Annotated in this window: 9 protein-coding genes; 3 read left to right on the forward strand and 6 right to left on the reverse strand. The window is 43.7% G+C overall.

The features are described from left to right. Window positions 1-20: 20 nt before the first annotated feature. The gene (locus EJQ19_RS12495; protein WP_126141561.1) at window positions 21-986 is read right to left on the reverse strand and encodes an ABC transporter permease; all 966 of its coding nucleotides are present in this window, start codon (window positions 984-986) and stop codon (window positions 21-23) included. A 178-nt stretch (window positions 987-1,164) separates the two neighbouring features. Further along, window positions 1,165-2,439, reverse strand: a complete 1,275-nt coding sequence (locus tag EJQ19_RS12500) for a glycoside hydrolase family 1 protein (RefSeq protein ID WP_126141562.1) — start codon at window positions 2,437-2,439, stop codon at window positions 1,165-1,167. A 260-nt stretch (window positions 2,440-2,699) separates the two neighbouring features. On the opposite strand from EJQ19_RS12500, the gene EJQ19_RS12505 reads away from it, so the two are divergent. Next, on the forward strand, window positions 2,700-3,509 hold the full coding sequence (locus EJQ19_RS12505) for an SDR family NAD(P)-dependent oxidoreductase (protein WP_126141563.1): 810 nt from the start codon (window positions 2,700-2,702) through the stop codon (window positions 3,507-3,509). Between the two features lie 445 nt (window positions 3,510-3,954). On the opposite strand, the gene EJQ19_RS12510 is transcribed toward EJQ19_RS12505, so the two are convergent. Next, a complete protein-coding gene (locus EJQ19_RS12510; RefSeq protein WP_126141564.1) occupies window positions 3,955-4,698 on the reverse strand; it encodes a phytanoyl-CoA dioxygenase family protein in 744 nt (247 codons plus the stop codon). A gap of 236 nt (window positions 4,699-4,934) precedes the next feature. Between EJQ19_RS12510 and EJQ19_RS12515 the strand changes: the two genes are divergently transcribed. Further along, entirely contained in the window at window positions 4,935-5,768 is an 834-nt protein-coding gene (locus tag EJQ19_RS12515) for a sugar phosphate isomerase/epimerase family protein (protein ID WP_126141565.1), read from the forward strand. Beyond that, window positions 5,752-6,621 (forward strand): helix-turn-helix domain-containing protein, encoded by an 870-nt coding sequence (locus EJQ19_RS12520; protein WP_126141566.1) that lies wholly within the window; start codon window positions 5,752-5,754, stop codon window positions 6,619-6,621. The genes EJQ19_RS12515 and EJQ19_RS12520 overlap by 17 nt, the downstream gene beginning before the upstream one ends. 26 nt (window positions 6,622-6,647) lie before the next feature. Here EJQ19_RS12520 and EJQ19_RS12525 read toward each other — a convergent pair whose 3' ends face one another. The 3 genes from EJQ19_RS12525 to EJQ19_RS12535 all read right to left on the reverse strand — a co-directional run bounded on the left by EJQ19_RS12525 (window position 6,648) and on the right by EJQ19_RS12535 (window position 16,286). Further along, window positions 6,648-8,357, reverse strand: a complete 1,710-nt coding sequence (locus EJQ19_RS12525) for an S-layer homology domain-containing protein (RefSeq protein ID WP_126141567.1) — start codon at window positions 8,355-8,357, stop codon at window positions 6,648-6,650. Between the two features lie 33 nt (window positions 8,358-8,390). Further along, window positions 8,391-9,788 (reverse strand): carbohydrate-binding protein, encoded by a 1,398-nt coding sequence (locus EJQ19_RS12530; protein ID WP_126141568.1) that lies wholly within the window; start codon window positions 9,786-9,788, stop codon window positions 8,391-8,393. Window positions 9,789-9,893: 105 nt separating this feature from the next. After that, window positions 9,894-16,286 carry a CBM96 family carbohydrate-binding protein gene (locus EJQ19_RS12535; protein WP_126141569.1) on the reverse strand — a complete coding sequence of 2,131 codons (6,393 nt, stop codon included), beginning with the start codon at window positions 16,284-16,286 and terminating at the stop codon, window positions 9,894-9,896. Between the last annotated feature and the right edge of the window lie 9 nt (window positions 16,287-16,295).

Raw genomic sequence — 16,295 nt, forward strand, 5'->3', positions numbered from 1 at the left:
AGGTGTCTACCTCTTCCTATTTAGAATAATGCACTATCTTTGCTGTATCGTCGAACTGTATAATTCGCCAGCATGACAAGTAAGAATCCAACAATCGATTGATATACACCAGCAGCAGTGGACATGCCGATATCGCCATTGCCTGTTAAGCCTCTAAATACGTAGGTATCAATCGTAGCTGTTGTGTTAAATAAGGATCCTGAATTCATAGGAACCTGATAGAAGAGTCCGAAATCTGAATAGAATATTCGTCCGATACTTAGCAGCGTCAGCATGATGATGACCGGTGTTAGAATAGGTAAAGTGATATGGCGAATTTGCTGCAATCTGCTTGCACCATCGAGTTTCGCCGCTTCATAATACTCCTCGTCAATGCCGAGTAATGCTGCAAAGAAAACAATGCTTGAATAACCGACACTTTTCCAGAAGTGAACCACCGTTAGAATCCACGGCCAATACTTGTCTTCGGTGTACCAAGAGATCCCGTCTTTGATTCCAAACCAAGGAAGAACCGTGTGATTTAAGAATCCCGTATCTGCACTTAAGAGGGCATAGACCAAATAACTGACGATAACCATGGAAATGAGATGAGGCAGCGTAATGATACTTTGATAAAACTTGAGTAAGAGTTTGTTTTTAATCTCATTCAACAAAATCGCGCAAGCTAGTGACAAAATGGTTCCTAGCACAATAAATACGATGTTGTATAGAATCGTATTTCGCGTAATGATAAAAGCGTCCGATGTCTTAAAGAGATACTCAAAGTTTTTGAACCCAACCCAGTCGCTGTCTAGAATCCCTTTAGCAAAATTGATTTTTTTGAAAGCAATGGCGATCCCAAGCATCGGTAGATAGTTATTAAACAACAGGTAGAGCAGACCAGGGGCCATCATCGTTAGAAGCGGCCAGTATTTGCGGTACCGATTCTCTCTTTTCTTGACCTGGATCCCCACCTGCGGTACAGTTGCCGACACGGCTTTTTCCATATTAAAATCCCTTCCCTTTCCGTTTGTTACTCGATTGACTTACCTTGATCATAATGGATATGCCCTCCCCCCTCTAACAATCTAACGACTTCCTAGTGACGTTTTAACGACTTTCTCTTTTTCCAGAAAAAAGCTGACTCGGGGATATGCCCGGTCAGCTCTTATTGGCAATAACGCGTTAGATCGCGTTTCTTCTTGCGATATTACCGAGATGGTACCCGCTAGGTTTCACGGTCCGCTCTTGCGTGGCACGGTCCACTGCAATGAGACCAAACCGTTTGGAAAAGCCCAGCTGCCACTCGAAATTATCCATCAAGGACCAATGCATATAGCCCAATATCTGGTAGCCATCCGAGATACAAGTATGGACCCCTTTCAAGGCGCGATCGATAAAAGCAACACGACGAGTATCATCATCCGTTGCTACACCATTCTCTGTAATCATAATCGGCATTTTCAAGTGCTGGCTGACATAGCGGACAACTGCACCAAGCGCCTCTGGGTAATATTCGTTCCCCATCTGTGTTGTTTCCGCATTTTCTGGTATCGGAAGAAGGCCATCAGGTCCATACACGGCACGCGTATAGTTTTGCAAACCGAAAAAGTCATCCTCTTGCAAGTAGGATACAAATTGAAGGAACTCCTCTTGCCATGCCTCCTTCGCGTTCTCTTCCCCGCCAGGCGCACTTTGAATGTCGTAGAGCGACAAGGTAACGCCGACTTTGGTTTGCGGACTGATCTGCCGAATGGCTTCTCTAGCTGCCACATGCGCTTGAAAGATAACAGCCAAGCCCTCTTCCGATCGTGGGGCCAAAAAGGAATGAACTTCCGTAGGCGGAACACCAAATGCTTTACTAAGTTCCATATAGTATTTTTGCATTTGTGCCATTTTCTCCATATTCATGCCAACCTGTGCACCTGGAGAGCCGGATTTGAGTTCATAGCGCTTCATGATTTTCTTGATTCCGATGGAAATATTCGCTTCATTAATCGTACAGACATAAGGTATCCATTCGCCTAATTCACGCATGACATGTGTACAATAGCGGGCAAATTTTGCTGGCGTCTCCGCTGACTCCCACCCCCCAAGACGAATCAGCCATTGCGGCGAACTGAAGTGATGGAGCGTCACAATCGGCGTGATTTGATATTCTTTACAAGTTAAAAGAACATCCCGATAATGTGCGATTTCTGCGGCATCGTACTGCCCCTCCTCTGGCTCGATGCGAGCCCATTCCAAAGAGAAACGATAGGCATTCAAACCCATTTTCGCCATCTCTGCAATATCTTCCTTGAATCGGATATAGTGGTCTACCGCACTGCCAGACGGCTCCGCGAATACCGATCCCTCCAAGTTTTCCATCAGCCAAAAATCAGAATTTGTATTATTTCCTTCTACCTGATGCGCTGCTGTTGATGCCCCCCATAAAAAACCTTCTGGAAAGTGCGCCATGCCTACTCCTCCTTAATTGCTGTTAAATAGCTTCAACCTCATTTTATAAGGATCCGATTGCCGCAACTAACAATCTAACGACGCTTCTCTAACGTTTTGACGACTTTCGAACTGAGGATGAAATTGTCGTATAAGTAGCAGTAAATAGTCGGCAAAACGTTAGTGAAGAACCAAAGACTGACTTAAGCTGGTAGTAGATGCCAGCCGAACAGGCATGCTCGAGTCACCGTTATTACTTTATCATTAGGAGGATTATATTCATGACAGACTTTTCGAGTGTAAGAAACAAAGTCGCTATTGTGACTGGCGCTTCGGATGGCCTTGGTAAAGCCATTGCCCTGTGTTTTGCAGATAATGGGATGAAAGTCGTTGTATCGGATATTAATGCCGAAAAGGGAAATAAGGTCGTTGACGAAATTAGAAAGGCAGGCGGAGAAGCAACCTTTTTCAGAACAGATGTAAGTCAAGAGGAAGACGTTAAAGGACTGGTTAAATTTGCTGTCGATACTTATGGTCGTTTAGATGGCATTGTAAATAATGCCGGTATTAGCGCTGAAAGCAGGCCAACTCATGAGTATTCGCTATCTGAATTTGATCAATTAACATCGATTAACCTAAAAGGTGTATTTCTGGGCATGAAGTTTGGAATTGAAGCGATTCTCCGGTCGAAAGTGTCTGGAGGATTCGTAATCAACGTTGCCTCCTTAGCCGGCTTGTTAGGCAACAGTTCCATGGCTATTTATACTTCAGCTAAGCATGGTGTCGTTGGTCTTACCAAAAGCGCGGCACTCGATTATGCACCCTACAACATTACTGTTAATGCCATTTGCCCGGGGACCATCAAGACTTCCATTTGGGGGAATGCGCCTGAGGAGGTTATTCAACAATATGCAAAGTTGCTGTCCCCGAACGGCAGACTTGGCGATCCAAAGGAAGTTGCCCATTTAGCCTTATTTTTAGCCTCAGATTTAGCTCGTTACCTAAGCGGTTCAGCAATCACCGTCGATGCGGGGTCCAGTGCTGGCAAGCTTACTCCTACGCAGTGGGCTCATCCCGAAATATTGGAGTAAATTAGAGACCATCAGATCTCACCAAAAAGCCGCGATTATCGCGGCTCCAAATGAATAATATTCTTCATCAAAATCTTCGAATTGCAGTATTAAGGTTCCGTTACTACTTAATTTCAAGACAAAGCAAGCCTTAAATATTTCTCTTCCAATTTATCACTTCCAGCTTTCAGCGCATTTATGGAAGCGTGCCTAATTTAACATCATTTACAAATTGTTTTATCCAGTCCGCCGCTTTAAGGCCTTCAAGTAGAAGCTCACTTCGAATGGCTTTTACACCACGCAGCGGGCATTCACGGGCGTGTCTCGAGTGGAGAACAAATTCAGGTAGATATCGGACCTTCTGGTGAGCAAATAAATGGCCAAATCTAAACCAAGAGTATATTGTCCCCAAAGGAAAACCTGCCCTAGAATTTCAAGGGGCAGGTTATAGCTTTATCCGTATCGTTTATTTCACATTCGCATACTTATTCCCAGCAAGATCTTTGCCTCTCGCCAACCAAATTTTAAATTCTTCCCCCCGATGATCTGTATCTTGCAGTACTTTAATATTCGTAGAGAAGTATCTCATTGTGTAACCACATCTGCGATATGGACTTGTATTCGCTGCAGCCCCATGAATAATTCTAGAATCGTGCAGAGAACATTCGCCTGGTTCTAACTCAAAGTATACTGCCTGTGAATCATCGACATGTTTGATTTGTGTGTCGAACGTATTCTTAACCCCATCCACTGCCTCATACTCGGAGAAACCGTTACGATGAGTACCAGGAATAACGCGCATACAGCCATTTTCTTTATTGCTGCGGTCCATAGCTAGCCATACGGTGATGATTTGATCAAAGCCATCTACGCGATTTTTCCAATAAGCAGAATCTTCATGCCACGGTGTTGCACGCCCTACAAAGGGATCTTTACAAATAAAATGGCTCGACCACAGTGCGATATTCGGTCCAATAAATGGTTCAACTAAGTCCAACACCTCATCGGACAATAGAAACTCGAGCAAACGCTCATCCCGAAAGTGCGGTGTATCCAACTCGTCCGAAAGCTTAGAGCCTTTTTGAGCCAGCTGCTCCTCGAAAATCTCATTCAGCCTAGCTTGTTTTTCTTTTGAAAATAATTGCTTCTTATGCAGATGATATCCATTCTCCTGATACGCCGCCACTTCTTGATTTAGAATTAAACTCATAGTTTGATCTCTCCCTTGTTATGATTTGAAATTGAGTTGATTGGAATATCCTCATCATACGATCTCTTAGGTTTTTCATGCTTATGCCATCTTCTGAATAAGTACGCTTATTTTCGGGTTTATTTCGACGCTTTGCCCTCACCTGAAAATAAGTTGAATGATTCTGAACATAGGTAAAGTTCCCTGCTAGAATTTCTTTTATAATGAGGCTAAATAAAATTAAAGGAGCTGGTATAATGAAGTTGCAAGTGTTTAAATCACTCTGGGAGTGGGACGGCAACTGGCAGGGGAAACTGGAGATGATAGCTGAAGCAGGATATAACGGGGTGGAATATACACCGCCAGTACAAGCAAAAGAAGATGCTACTTTTCGACGCGCCCTAACCTCGCATCAATTAGAATATATTGCGCAAGTTGTCACACGCGGCCCTGATCATTTCACATCTTTTCGTGAACAAGTCCTTCGTGTTGCAGAACTTGGTCCCGTGCTTATTAATGCACATAGCGCTGCTGACCGTATGACGCTGGAGCAGCAACTTGAATTCTTTAGTGCCGCGCTTCGATTAGAAGAGGAAGTTGGCGTTCCCATCGCGCATGAGACGCATCGTGGCAGAGCCTTTTTTACACCATGGCAAACGGCAGCCGTGCTCCGTTCATTACCAGAACTAAAGCTTGGTGCGGATTTCAGTCATTGGTGCGCTTCCTGCGAAAGCATGCCGAGTTTACACGATGAAGATGTCATACTCAGTATGCAGCGCGCCATCCACATTCACGGGCGTGTAGGCTATCCTGAAGGACCTCAAGTTGCAGATCCTCGCGCACCTGAGTACGCGGAGCACGTGAACACCTTTATCGCATTATGGCTGACTATTTGTCAGAATCGGTTTACTGCCGGTGCCAAGAGCATGACGTTTACACCCGAGTTCGGTCCACCACCTTATCTGCAGGTGCAGCCATTTACCCAACAGCCTGTTACTGATTTATGGGAAGTGAATACATGGATGTTCCATACATTCCAAAAACACTATCAAGATTGGATGTCTTCCAAAAACAATGAAAACCACACCTAACCGGCTATTGAATAAAACCTTCTTTCACGATGATGTTGACGTTCAATTACAAAAGCAAGTTCTTACAGAATCCTTTGAGCTGCATTGGCATGAATTCTATGAACTTACGTTTGTGTTAGACGGTCAAGGAACCAACTGGGTGAATGGCATGCCATATAGCTTGAAGCAAGGAGACTTTTTCTTGCTGACTCCCGCTGATTTCCACGAAATTGCACCAGAGCCGGGAACTAAACTTGAGCTATACAACCTAATTTTCTCGCAATCGATGCTGTCGGATGAAATGGTCAAGCTCTTGTTCTCTCAGAACGATGGACACTATGCCACATTCCTGACTGGAGATTCATTTGCAGATGTGCTTTTCCGATTAAACAGTATGATGAAAGAACAACAATTCCGTTCTGTAGGCCGAGATATCGCCTTGTCAGGAGAACTTAACCGCCTGCTTCTGGAATGGCATCGAAATCGGCCACCTAAGACAAACCTAGTTGAAGGCATAGATAAAGATCAGAATCGCTCTTTTCATTCACCTTCTCATCCAGGTATACAAAAATCACTGATCTACATTCAGCATCATTTTCGTCAATCCATTACTTTAGAAGAAGCCGCTAAACAAGCACATTTATCCCCCAACTACTTTAGCGAACAGTTTAAAAAATCAACCGGCATTTCCTTTCAACTTTATTTGCAAGGACTTCGTCTTCAATTCGCGCATGCCTTGCTCCGTACTTCACAGCTCCCCGTCACGGAAGTATCTTTGATTAGCGGCTTTAATACCTTGACCCATTTTGAACGCGTATTCCGATTGCACTATGGCAAGTCGCCTCGCGAAGCACAAAAGGACAGCACCTATTAGGGGTACTGTCCTTTTTGTACTTTACATCAATGGTTATTCATATAAACGCGGTACAACAGTACAGCAGCTTCTGCTCTTGTTGTTGCGCCAGTAGGATGGAGCTGATTGCCATCACCTTGCACGATTCCTGCTTTAACAAGAGCTGCAATCGGATTCTCCGCATAGGATGCAATATCCTTACGATCCGTGAAGATGCTTACAGCTTCAATTGATGATTCTTTTAACTGACCTTTCAAAATCATAGCTCTTGCAAGCAAACTCATGAGATCTTGACGCGTAATCGGATCTGTTGGATTAAATTGATTGCTTTCATTACCCTGCGCAATGCCTAATGACTTGGCAATTTGGACGGCTTCGGCATAGTAGGCTTGGGATGACACATCACTGAATGTATTTTGAGAATCTGCTGTCAATTGCAGCGTTTTTACTAATAATAAAATAAAATCTGCTCGCGTAATTGAGTCGGCTGGACTAAATTGGTTCTCTGCAGTGCCTTCAATAATACCTTTGGATGCCATCACTTCAATTTGATGATTAGCCCAACTGTATTTGGCCAAGTCTCCAAAGGACCTTACTTCATATCCAATGCCATACTTACTAAAATGTGTCGTGTCAAATGTTACTTCACCTGTTGCAGCATTGTATTTGCCGGAAGGCACTTTGATTACGTTACCTTCTCCATCAATGTACCAAATGGCAATATGCTCTGAATTTTTCAATTCTTCTGGCGACGGAGTATATTTAATGGATACAGTTACTGGCGCTTTATTATTTTTCCATTCAACAAGTTTGCCGTCCAATAGTACCGTAAGCTCTAGAAGCGGCTTGTTACCTAATTGTTTTTTTACAGCATCCTTTAATTGAGATTTATCCCCTTGGCCGATGATAACTTCAAATTGGGAAGCGTTACCCGCAATCTTCGTGTTCATCATATTGTCGGGAATTGTAACGGTGCCTAGAGATGTTTGGATTTCCAGCTTTTGATTACCTGATCCTGATTGGAACATCGGTACAGGTAGTGCTTGCGAATAACGATCGGCCCCCTCCACTGGTTTAATTTCAGCAACGGCGATTCGAACACCAGAAGGGTCAGGGTTAACCTGACTTAGCGCAGTAGTTATAGAAGCTTGTGTGAGGATGGATTTGGCTACGTCCCCTTCTACTGCAGGTGTCACCCGAATGACCCCTGCAGGTGTTACTGGTGTTGGCGGTGTCCCTGCACCTGAAGGCGGCGGTGTTGGTGTTGGCGTTCCGCTTCCGATTGTAATTATAGCCGTAGTACCTAACATTATTGGTGTTGAAGCCAGGTTTTTGTTCACGCTCATAAAACGATCCCATATAACAGTTGCAGTCCCGCTTATGTTATTTTTGACAGAGAAGGTCAGTACGGTTAAGACCTTACTGCCATTCTCAACAGCTGCATTTCCCAATTTCGTAAAAGCAAACACAAGTTCGGAACTACCTGCTACAGGCGGTACACTAAATCCACTCGTTAGCGATGTTGTCGCCGAGATGAAATCGAGCTTTGTCGCATCATACGAGAATTTCGATTCGAATGCATACATATCCGTTACATTCCCAGTCGCCGTTACGGTAAAGGTTCCTCCTGGAGCAACTGTTGCACTGCTAGTCGATAGCGAAAATCCAGAAACTCCCTCTGTGGTAGCAAATGCTGCCATAGTAAAACCGTATACAGTCATAATTAGTATAGTAACGAGACATGTTAAATACTTCATCGTTTAAAACCCCTTTTTCACAAATAGTTTCGTTTAATCCTTAGGTATAATCTTAATATAATCAATGCCAAGCTGATAACCCGTTCCACTTGTTCCTGTTACATAGAATTTAAATCTGCGATCTCCAGCTGCTAACTGGACATTATTCGCGATTGACAATTCCGTATACTGGGCGGAAGCTGCGTACAAATCTTGAATAGTTCCTATGTTCGCACCATCAATCGACATCTGAAACTTACCACGGGTGTTCATTTTTTTGACGCCAACCTTAATATCATACTTCCCATCATGGGGCACGTTGGCATAATAGTTAATATAGTCACCGACACCGTTACTATCAAAAATTTGACAAACCCCACCACTGCAATTAACATCACTAGAATTGGTGAGTGTTTCTCCTGATGTTGTTCCGAGTGTCATCGATTCTGCCTGATAAACTGCTTGCGGCCAGCCATTCCAGAGCTCAAAATTATCCCAATATAGCTGCATGATGCCGCCATTGTTACGGATATGGTCAATATACTCCTCACCCGTATAGAGCTTCATCGGATTAAAATTGGCCAGACCGACCGGTGAAGGATTGTTCGTATTATAGGTCCAATTTTTCACATCGAATAAAATTTGGCGGCTTCCTCCACTCGGGGTAGCGGCTACATAGAATCTTCCCGTTGTTGCATCTCCTTTCTTGTAATAAAACTCCAGCGTGATCCATTGATTGTAGGTTACAGTAAACGATTTGGCATCTGAACGCCAGACCTCAACTCGGGTGTTATTGTCCATGTTTTCTGAGGAAACGCTAAAATACAATGGTTGATTGGACCCTGCATTCGCATCCTTATTCAAACCGAACGTAATGCGGAATGGGTAGCTGCTGCCCGTCCACGTGGGGTCATTCCAGAATTCCGCTAATGTGAGCCAAGGAATGGCGTTGCTGAAGCTCTCCAGTTTCTGCATGTCGGGATGCAGCTTTAGACGTACCTTATAGTACATTTCATTCAATGATTGCTGCGGATTTCCTGGTTCATCATAAATACTGGTTTGAATTCTTCCTTTCATAAAACCATTGTCTTGTATTGCCGCATTCTTCAGCCAATAATGAAGCACTTTATTACCAGAATAAGCGGGGTCAGTAATGATACTCGCATAACGATCTGTTGCTGCTCCCCCTTCATACTGAATTTTAAATGTACCAATTTGGGCATTTCCCTCCAGATCAGTCACCCAGTTGTTTTTCGTGGAGTACGAAGTATCCGTGCCTGTAATATCATCATCCTGCGCGTCAAGCTGAGAAAGCGTTGAACCGCTTTCAAAACCAGATTGGAAAATAACCGAACCAGGTGTTGCTGCAAACGCAGGAGTTACGCCAATTACCATACTTATCATTCCTAGGCATGTTAAAAGCTTCAAGAAACGTTTCCCTTGTTTTCCCATTCATCATTCACTCCTTTGATTGTTTAGTACGTTGTATCTTCCAAACCTACCCCCTATTTGATAAGAGACCAGGAGAGATGAATCTCTCCCCCGGTCATTCTTTGTCTAAAACTTTAGTGCGACTGCGGCAAGATCAACTATATTAATGATGCCATCGTCGTTAATATCACAATTCTTAATCGTTTGCCAATCTAAGGCTGCTGATGTTTTGCCATAGTTCTTAGCGACTAAACCAAGGTCAACAATATCGATACCGCCGATGCCATTGACGTCTTCACGCTGGCGAGCATGGACGGAAGCTGTGAAGACACCAATTGCCGCTTCTAGTGTAGTTACTGCTGATGTTACTTGAGATTGCGAAGCAGATGTATTGTCCCTTACAGCAATAGCAGCAGTAATGGCTGAACTCAGTACATTCTTGGAACCGGCAGGGTATTGTCCTGCATATGTTCCTTCTACAGCGTTAGCAAGCAAGGTTTGCGCAGATGTGATCATCGCTGATAAAGCCGTTTTATCAAGCGCTGGCAATTGTATACTTAGCGAACCGCTGACTGTTGTCTTTTTACTAACCGTATCTGTAATATCGGAAACTGCCGTGATCACGGTTGTACTCGCAGTAGCCGAAGATTTGCCTCTGAAACGAAGGGTAAGCAAATTCTCATTTCCTGTAACGACTCCAGCTTCACCAATACTTGCCATCTTGATGCGAATTTGTCCTGGCGTCAACTCTGGGTCACCAACGATCGTATAGTTTGGTTTTATAGAAGCAGCGCTGACAAACTCCAATTTGCTTGTATCATAGGAGATGAGAATATCTTGTGCATAAATCTTCGGATATGCACTCTGAGCGACACCATTTAAGTGATACGTATAAGCCACTTCTTCACCTGCATTGATTGTCGCTGCGCCTTCAAGCACATTGGCAACTGAGCTTGCTATTGTTAATGGTGCCACCTCTGCCGCATTTTCACTTTCCCAGTCATTCTTAATTGCGCTAACCGTGACATAGTAAGTTTTCTCAACATCTAGACCCGAAATGACATTGCCTTCCGTAAGCGGAGCTTGAACGGTCATCACATTCGTATATTTGTGCGATGCATCACCATACTTGATCAGATAGCCAGATGCACTAGCAATTGCACCGAACTTAACGGTCGCTTGACCGTCACTAGGAACAACAGAAGTAATCACTGGCTTAGCAAGACCGCCAATGCTTTCTACTACTAAGTCATCGTGATAGACATACATGTCTGTAGAAAGGAACCCAGGACTTCCACTCTGAAGTGTTGTAGATTGTGTGCTATCCGTGGCTTCCAACTCTAGGACACCATCAATATACAATTTAATTTGATTGCCAACGAACTCACTTCTGAATACATGCTCAACATTTGTTGTGATTGTCTTTGACTTCTGGACTAATACAGACGTAACGTTATCTTGCTTTTTCTTAATGTACACCGTATAACTATTCGAGCCTGTATTCATTTCATAGCCTGTTAAATAATAATTTGCTGTACTTGACGCTCTGCCGAGCACAAAGATCTGATTACTTGCAACTTTCGTTGGTGTAAATAGAGCTTTGACAGTAACAGCATAATCCTTCCATTCCTGCCCTTTCTTCAGCCACATCCGTTCAAAGGAGGAACCGTCTGCTTTCAATCGTGGCGTTGTGCCGTTATTATCAATGGAGTAGCTGCCAGAAGCTTGGAACCAATCGTCAGCAAATTTCCCATCATTGAAGTTATTGCTATAAAGAACTGCGTTATTGCCAGAGGCACTCAACTCATTCGAACTTGTTCCATCTCCTTTATCATTTGTAGGAACCACCACAAAATAATAAGGCGTGTGTGACGCAGGTAATGTCACCGCGTAGCCGGAGTACGTGACACCAGATACTGTTCGCGTATAGGTGCCAGATTGCTCGCCAATTTTAATCATGTAAGACGTATTAATCGGATTGGTCGTGAAATTGACAACCATGCTGTTACCATCGCTAATAACACTGGTCAACTGTGGCGTTACCGCGGTAGGCGCTGACGGTGCCAACGACCTTTCTTGTGAAAGAGGGCTTTCACCAGCGCCAGATATTGCACTCACTGCGAAATAATACGTCGTATTATTCGTTAATCCGGTTATCACTGGATTAGTTGAGCCTGTTACCACCGTGTTGGTATAGTTCCCACTCGTTGTGCCGTATTGCACCTTGTAGCTGATAGCGCCTGGTACGGCATTATAGTTTAATGTGAGCTTTCCGTTGCCTACAGTGATGGAGGACCATTGCGGCGCTGGCGTAGTCGCATTCTGAACAACAATTCCGTCAAATTCACCTGTAGCATGATCTGCAAAAACACCAATTGCCCCCGTAGCATAGGAAGAATCCGTTGTTGTTAATTCTTGCTGTGCATTCACGTACAGCCTGATCGTACTTCCTGTGAATACTAACTTAAAGCGATAAGCTTTATTCGAAGTAAGCGTGTATGCTTTTTGTACCAGCGTTTGTACCGTAGATCCACTTACTTTACTGATGGTCAATTGACCATTGGCATAAGACGCTTTGTAATAATGACTAGCATCTGTGACTCTGCCCAGCAATCCAACTTCTCCACTAGTTGTATTGGACATTTGTACCCAGGCGTAGTAATTAACATTCGCAAATTGCTGTGTCGTGTAGGCCAATCCTTGACCAGATGGACTCTGAATTTGAAGTACCTTCTCCTCAGGATCCTTAGGTGTTGCACCGATAGCTGAAGTTAAAGTTTGTTTCGTATTATACGGTATTATCGTTTCTTGAGATATACCTACCCCACTGCCGCTAACATTCCAGTTGGTCGCCATCGCGGCTGCACTCGCATAATTAAAGCTTTCATTAAAGATGGAAACATTAATTAGGTTCGTTGAAGCCAAGAGCTCAAGCGGCAATGCCACATAAGGAGAACCGCTAAACTGCTCCGTATGCGTACCCAACCAAGATTGTGTATAGTACCCATTTAACCCTTTCAAGTAAAAATCAGAAACACCCACACGAAGCAGTTGCATAATGTGTTCAACTCGAGCTTCATTACCTGGTGAGTCCATATAACCGAAATATTTCATCAGAACCAGATTGATATTGGATGAGGAAACACCATAACTAACATAGGAGAGTGATTCCCTTGGACCGCTTGCATCCGTACTCGCAAACTCGTGCGCCATGCCGGTTTGACCGATATAATCCCCTTCATCAGCCGAGTGTGTCCATGTATACGATTGCGTTGCTTCGAAGAGTTCTACTGGATTACTCAAGAACTGATCCAAAGAGACCCCTTTGAACGACCACTTCGCTTGTGTGATTGTTCCTTTGATTTTCGCTGCTTTGTCAGTCAGCGAACTGAAGCCAATCGTTTTTTCAAAGCAGGTTTTAATTGAACTTAGCCCTAGTGCATTCAACTCGGCAATAAAAGCCGTATGATCATAATTTTGTAAAATACTTTTTACATTTTCAGTCCCAAGAACAAAAGCCGCTGAATAGAACATCGTCAAGTTTGGCTCCCAATAATTCGGTCCTGTTCCTATCCAGGTATTGGTATCACCATTCATCGCTGTGCGATTACCAGGTCTAGCATTGCCATTCTCATCAAAGTCACTGATGGTGTAAGCTGTAGACACTAAAGCCGCTTTCATAAAAGTAACAAATTTGGATCTCTCTGCAGATGTGAATTGTGACATGACCCCTTCATCGTTCCATAATAGAGCGAGCGCGTAGACCATAGGCGCTTGAGCTCTTGAATCAAGTCCCCCTTGCAAATTGGGCATATTTGTTCCGTTCGTAATCATCTTACGCATCGTAGATACATATCGCTCGATAAGCTCTGGACTACGATTACCTGAAGCAATCGCTTGAGCGATAGAAGCAAATTCCGTCGTAGTGACAACACCGCCATCACTTGCCGCATCCGCATTTGTGAATGTAATATTCCCTGTATCCAACATGGCTTTATCTAAGTAGGACTGCAACGTTGTTGCATAAGGATAACTGACATTACCAGCCGCAAAGAGTGCAGATGTCGTGATATTGGGTATCACATTATTGGATGCATCTTTAATTGCGCCAGCCGCTAACTGAATCCGATTGTTATTGCCTGTAAGAGCACTTGAGAACGACAAGACAATTTTATTGCCGTTTGTCGCCACGGTAGCATCAGTTGGTAGCGCTTGATAGGTGCTTCCCCCATTATTGGATATAGTTAGAGCTGCCTTTAACGCTGTGATGTCGGATAGGGCATTAACGACATTCTCATTAAATGTCAAATTAATCTTTTTGTTAAAGTTATAAATATACGTGCTTTGCAACTCAGGCGCTGAACTATCTGCTGTGATCGGCAAAGTTGTATAAGCAGTCGTGATCACATTACCTGCTGCATCTTTCAGCGTGTTTCCCGCTAGCTTAAAGGTATTAGCCGTTCCGTTCAGCGGGTTTTCCAAGGTGATCTTCATCACACCTCCACTGATCGTTACAGTGTCATTAGAGCCAAGTGATTGATAGGTGGTCCCGTTCGCAGCGAAAGTTACAGCTGCTTTCAGTGACGCAGCATCCACCGCGTTACTAAACAGAGGCTCATCCCCGGTTATGGTGACGATTTTGTTGGATGTATCCAAGCTAGCTGAACTTACGAGATTAGGTGCTGTTGTGTCATATTGTAATGCTTCTGTTCTCAACTCTGTTGTCAGGATGTTATTATTAGTATCTTTAAGCGTATTGCCAGCAATGATGAGTTTGGCTCCTTGTTGCATCAATCGATTCTGGAGCACAACTGTCAGTTGCTTGTTTGCAATTGTCACTTGATCCCCTGCACTTAGTGGAGTAGCATTCACACCATCAGCAGCCAAACTAATTGCTGATTTAAGGGCAGCGGCGTCAGCTTTATTGTTTACAAGGTTATCGTCAAAGTTCAACGTAATTGTTCTGTTCTCATTACTAACCACTGAACTTGTATATACTGGCGGCTGAGTATCGTAGTGCAGAAGCAATTGTGGGCCTGTAGCACCGCTTTCTCTATTCGCAACTACCCGATTCGAGTTTGAAGCAGAACCAACGACTAAGATAGATGCCGTGCCATCTGCTATAACTTGAGATTGAATATAATTGGTCACATCCCACTCATACCAACCGTTCGTAATGCCTACAGGTACAGTACCTAATAGAGCACCTTGTTCAGGCTGCGTATTATACGTCACACCACCTGCACCGCTCTCTTGCCAGGCATCGCCAATCGCATAAATACTAATTGGATCTACAGTTGACAAGGTCTCTGTAAAATAAAGCCTTAGCTTAGCCGAGTTAAACGTATTGGCATTTGCTAGATCAAACTTGACCAGTACTCGACGATTAAACGCGCCTCCTCCTTCTTTCAGAACAGAAGTAGCTTCGGTACCGAAATTGGAGTCAATGTTCGTTGCCCCGCTATCAACCCTAGCATCCGCAGTAGCGGGGATGACTTGATTGTTCGCATAAATTGGAACGTAGTTTGCGCCTTGTAAAGCAATTGTCGTCGTGTCCGTGGTAAGGATATTATCTAAATTATCCTTAATGGCATTACCAAGCAGCCTTATTTTGTTGGTCGCCCCTACTATCGCAGTGGCAAAATTAATCGTAATACTAGATGAATTAAGGACAACTGTGTCTCCAGCACCTAAAGGCTGGAAGTTGGTTCCATTTGTTGCAAATCGTAAGCTGTCCTTAAGATTCCCGCTTGTGTTGTCAAAAATGTTCTCGGAGAAACTTAGCGTAACTTGCTTATTATCGGAACTAACAACCGCACCGGTTAAACTAGGTGCATCTGTATCTGCTGTAAACACAAGTACAGGTTGTTGTGACACCGTAGAACGATGTCGACTATAGATGTTTTTTTGGACGTCAACACCAGCAGCTGGCTCAACTTGTAGTGAGATGCTCGCTAAACCGTCTCCTTGCATCTGCTGCTTGACGTAAGATGTAAGATCGACTTCCGTTGCTACACCATTCGTAGCAGCAACAGGAAAAGAAGTGATTAATCCCATACTTGCAGGTTTATTATTCCAGGTAATATAGTTGTTTTGTGTTCCTGTGGTATCTGAGAAATCAGCAGCCGTATATTCATTCCAGTTATCCTCCGTGCCATAGACATAGGTTGTTACAGCATTTGATGTGGCATTCACTGAGGTCACTCTTAATTTTACACTCTTTATTTTGCTAACAGCTGGCAATATCGTGTTCTTGGCAGGGTTCACATTAAAACGCATATAAGCGCGATTCTGTACCGTTGAACTCTCCCTTATTAGTAACTGCCCCGGACTATTGTTGGAATAAGACACATTTGGGTTTTGATTATTAATATAGGCATCTGCTTCAGGTGCTAGTGTTGTCGTCGTATCTGCATATGCGCGATCAATCGGTGTCAGTGCCCCCCCTAAAGTGGCGACAACCAAACTGAGCATTGCCAGCCCACTTATTGCTTTCTTCCACCATTTCCTTTTAAACATAATGGTTAC

Source organism: Paenibacillus whitsoniae (genome assembly GCF_003955665.1).
Classification (GTDB): Bacteria; Bacillota; Bacilli; order Paenibacillales; family NBRC-103111; genus Paenibacillus_E; species Paenibacillus_E whitsoniae.

Bases quoted from the DNA above. Each gene is read 5' to 3' on its own strand.
- EJQ19_RS12530 (WP_126141568.1), bottom strand. From the start codon at position 9,788: ATGGGAAAACAAGGGAAACGTTTCTTGAAGCTTTTAACATGCCTAGGA.
- EJQ19_RS12515 (WP_126141565.1), top strand. From the start codon at position 4,935: ATGAAGTTGCAAGTGTTTAAATCACTCTGGGAGTGGGACGGCAACTGG.
- EJQ19_RS12505 (WP_126141563.1), top strand. From the start codon at position 2,700: ATGACAGACTTTTCGAGTGTAAGAAACAAAGTCGCTATTGTGACTGGC.
- EJQ19_RS12525 (WP_126141567.1), bottom strand. From the start codon at position 8,357: ATGAAGTATTTAACATGTCTCGTTACTATACTAATTATGACTGTATAC.
- EJQ19_RS12500 (WP_126141562.1), bottom strand. From the start codon at position 2,439: ATGGCGCACTTTCCAGAAGGTTTTTTATGGGGGGCATCAACAGCAGCG.
- EJQ19_RS12510 (WP_126141564.1), bottom strand. From the start codon at position 4,698: ATGAGTTTAATTCTAAATCAAGAAGTGGCGGCGTATCAGGAGAATGGA.
- EJQ19_RS12535 (WP_126141569.1), bottom strand. From the start codon at position 16,286: ATGTTTAAAAGGAAATGGTGGAAGAAAGCAATAAGTGGGCTGGCAATG.
- EJQ19_RS12495 (WP_126141561.1), bottom strand. From the start codon at position 986: ATGGAAAAAGCCGTGTCGGCAACTGTACCGCAGGTGGGGATCCAGGTC.
- EJQ19_RS12520 (WP_126141566.1), top strand. From the start codon at position 5,752: ATGAAAACCACACCTAACCGGCTATTGAATAAAACCTTCTTTCACGAT.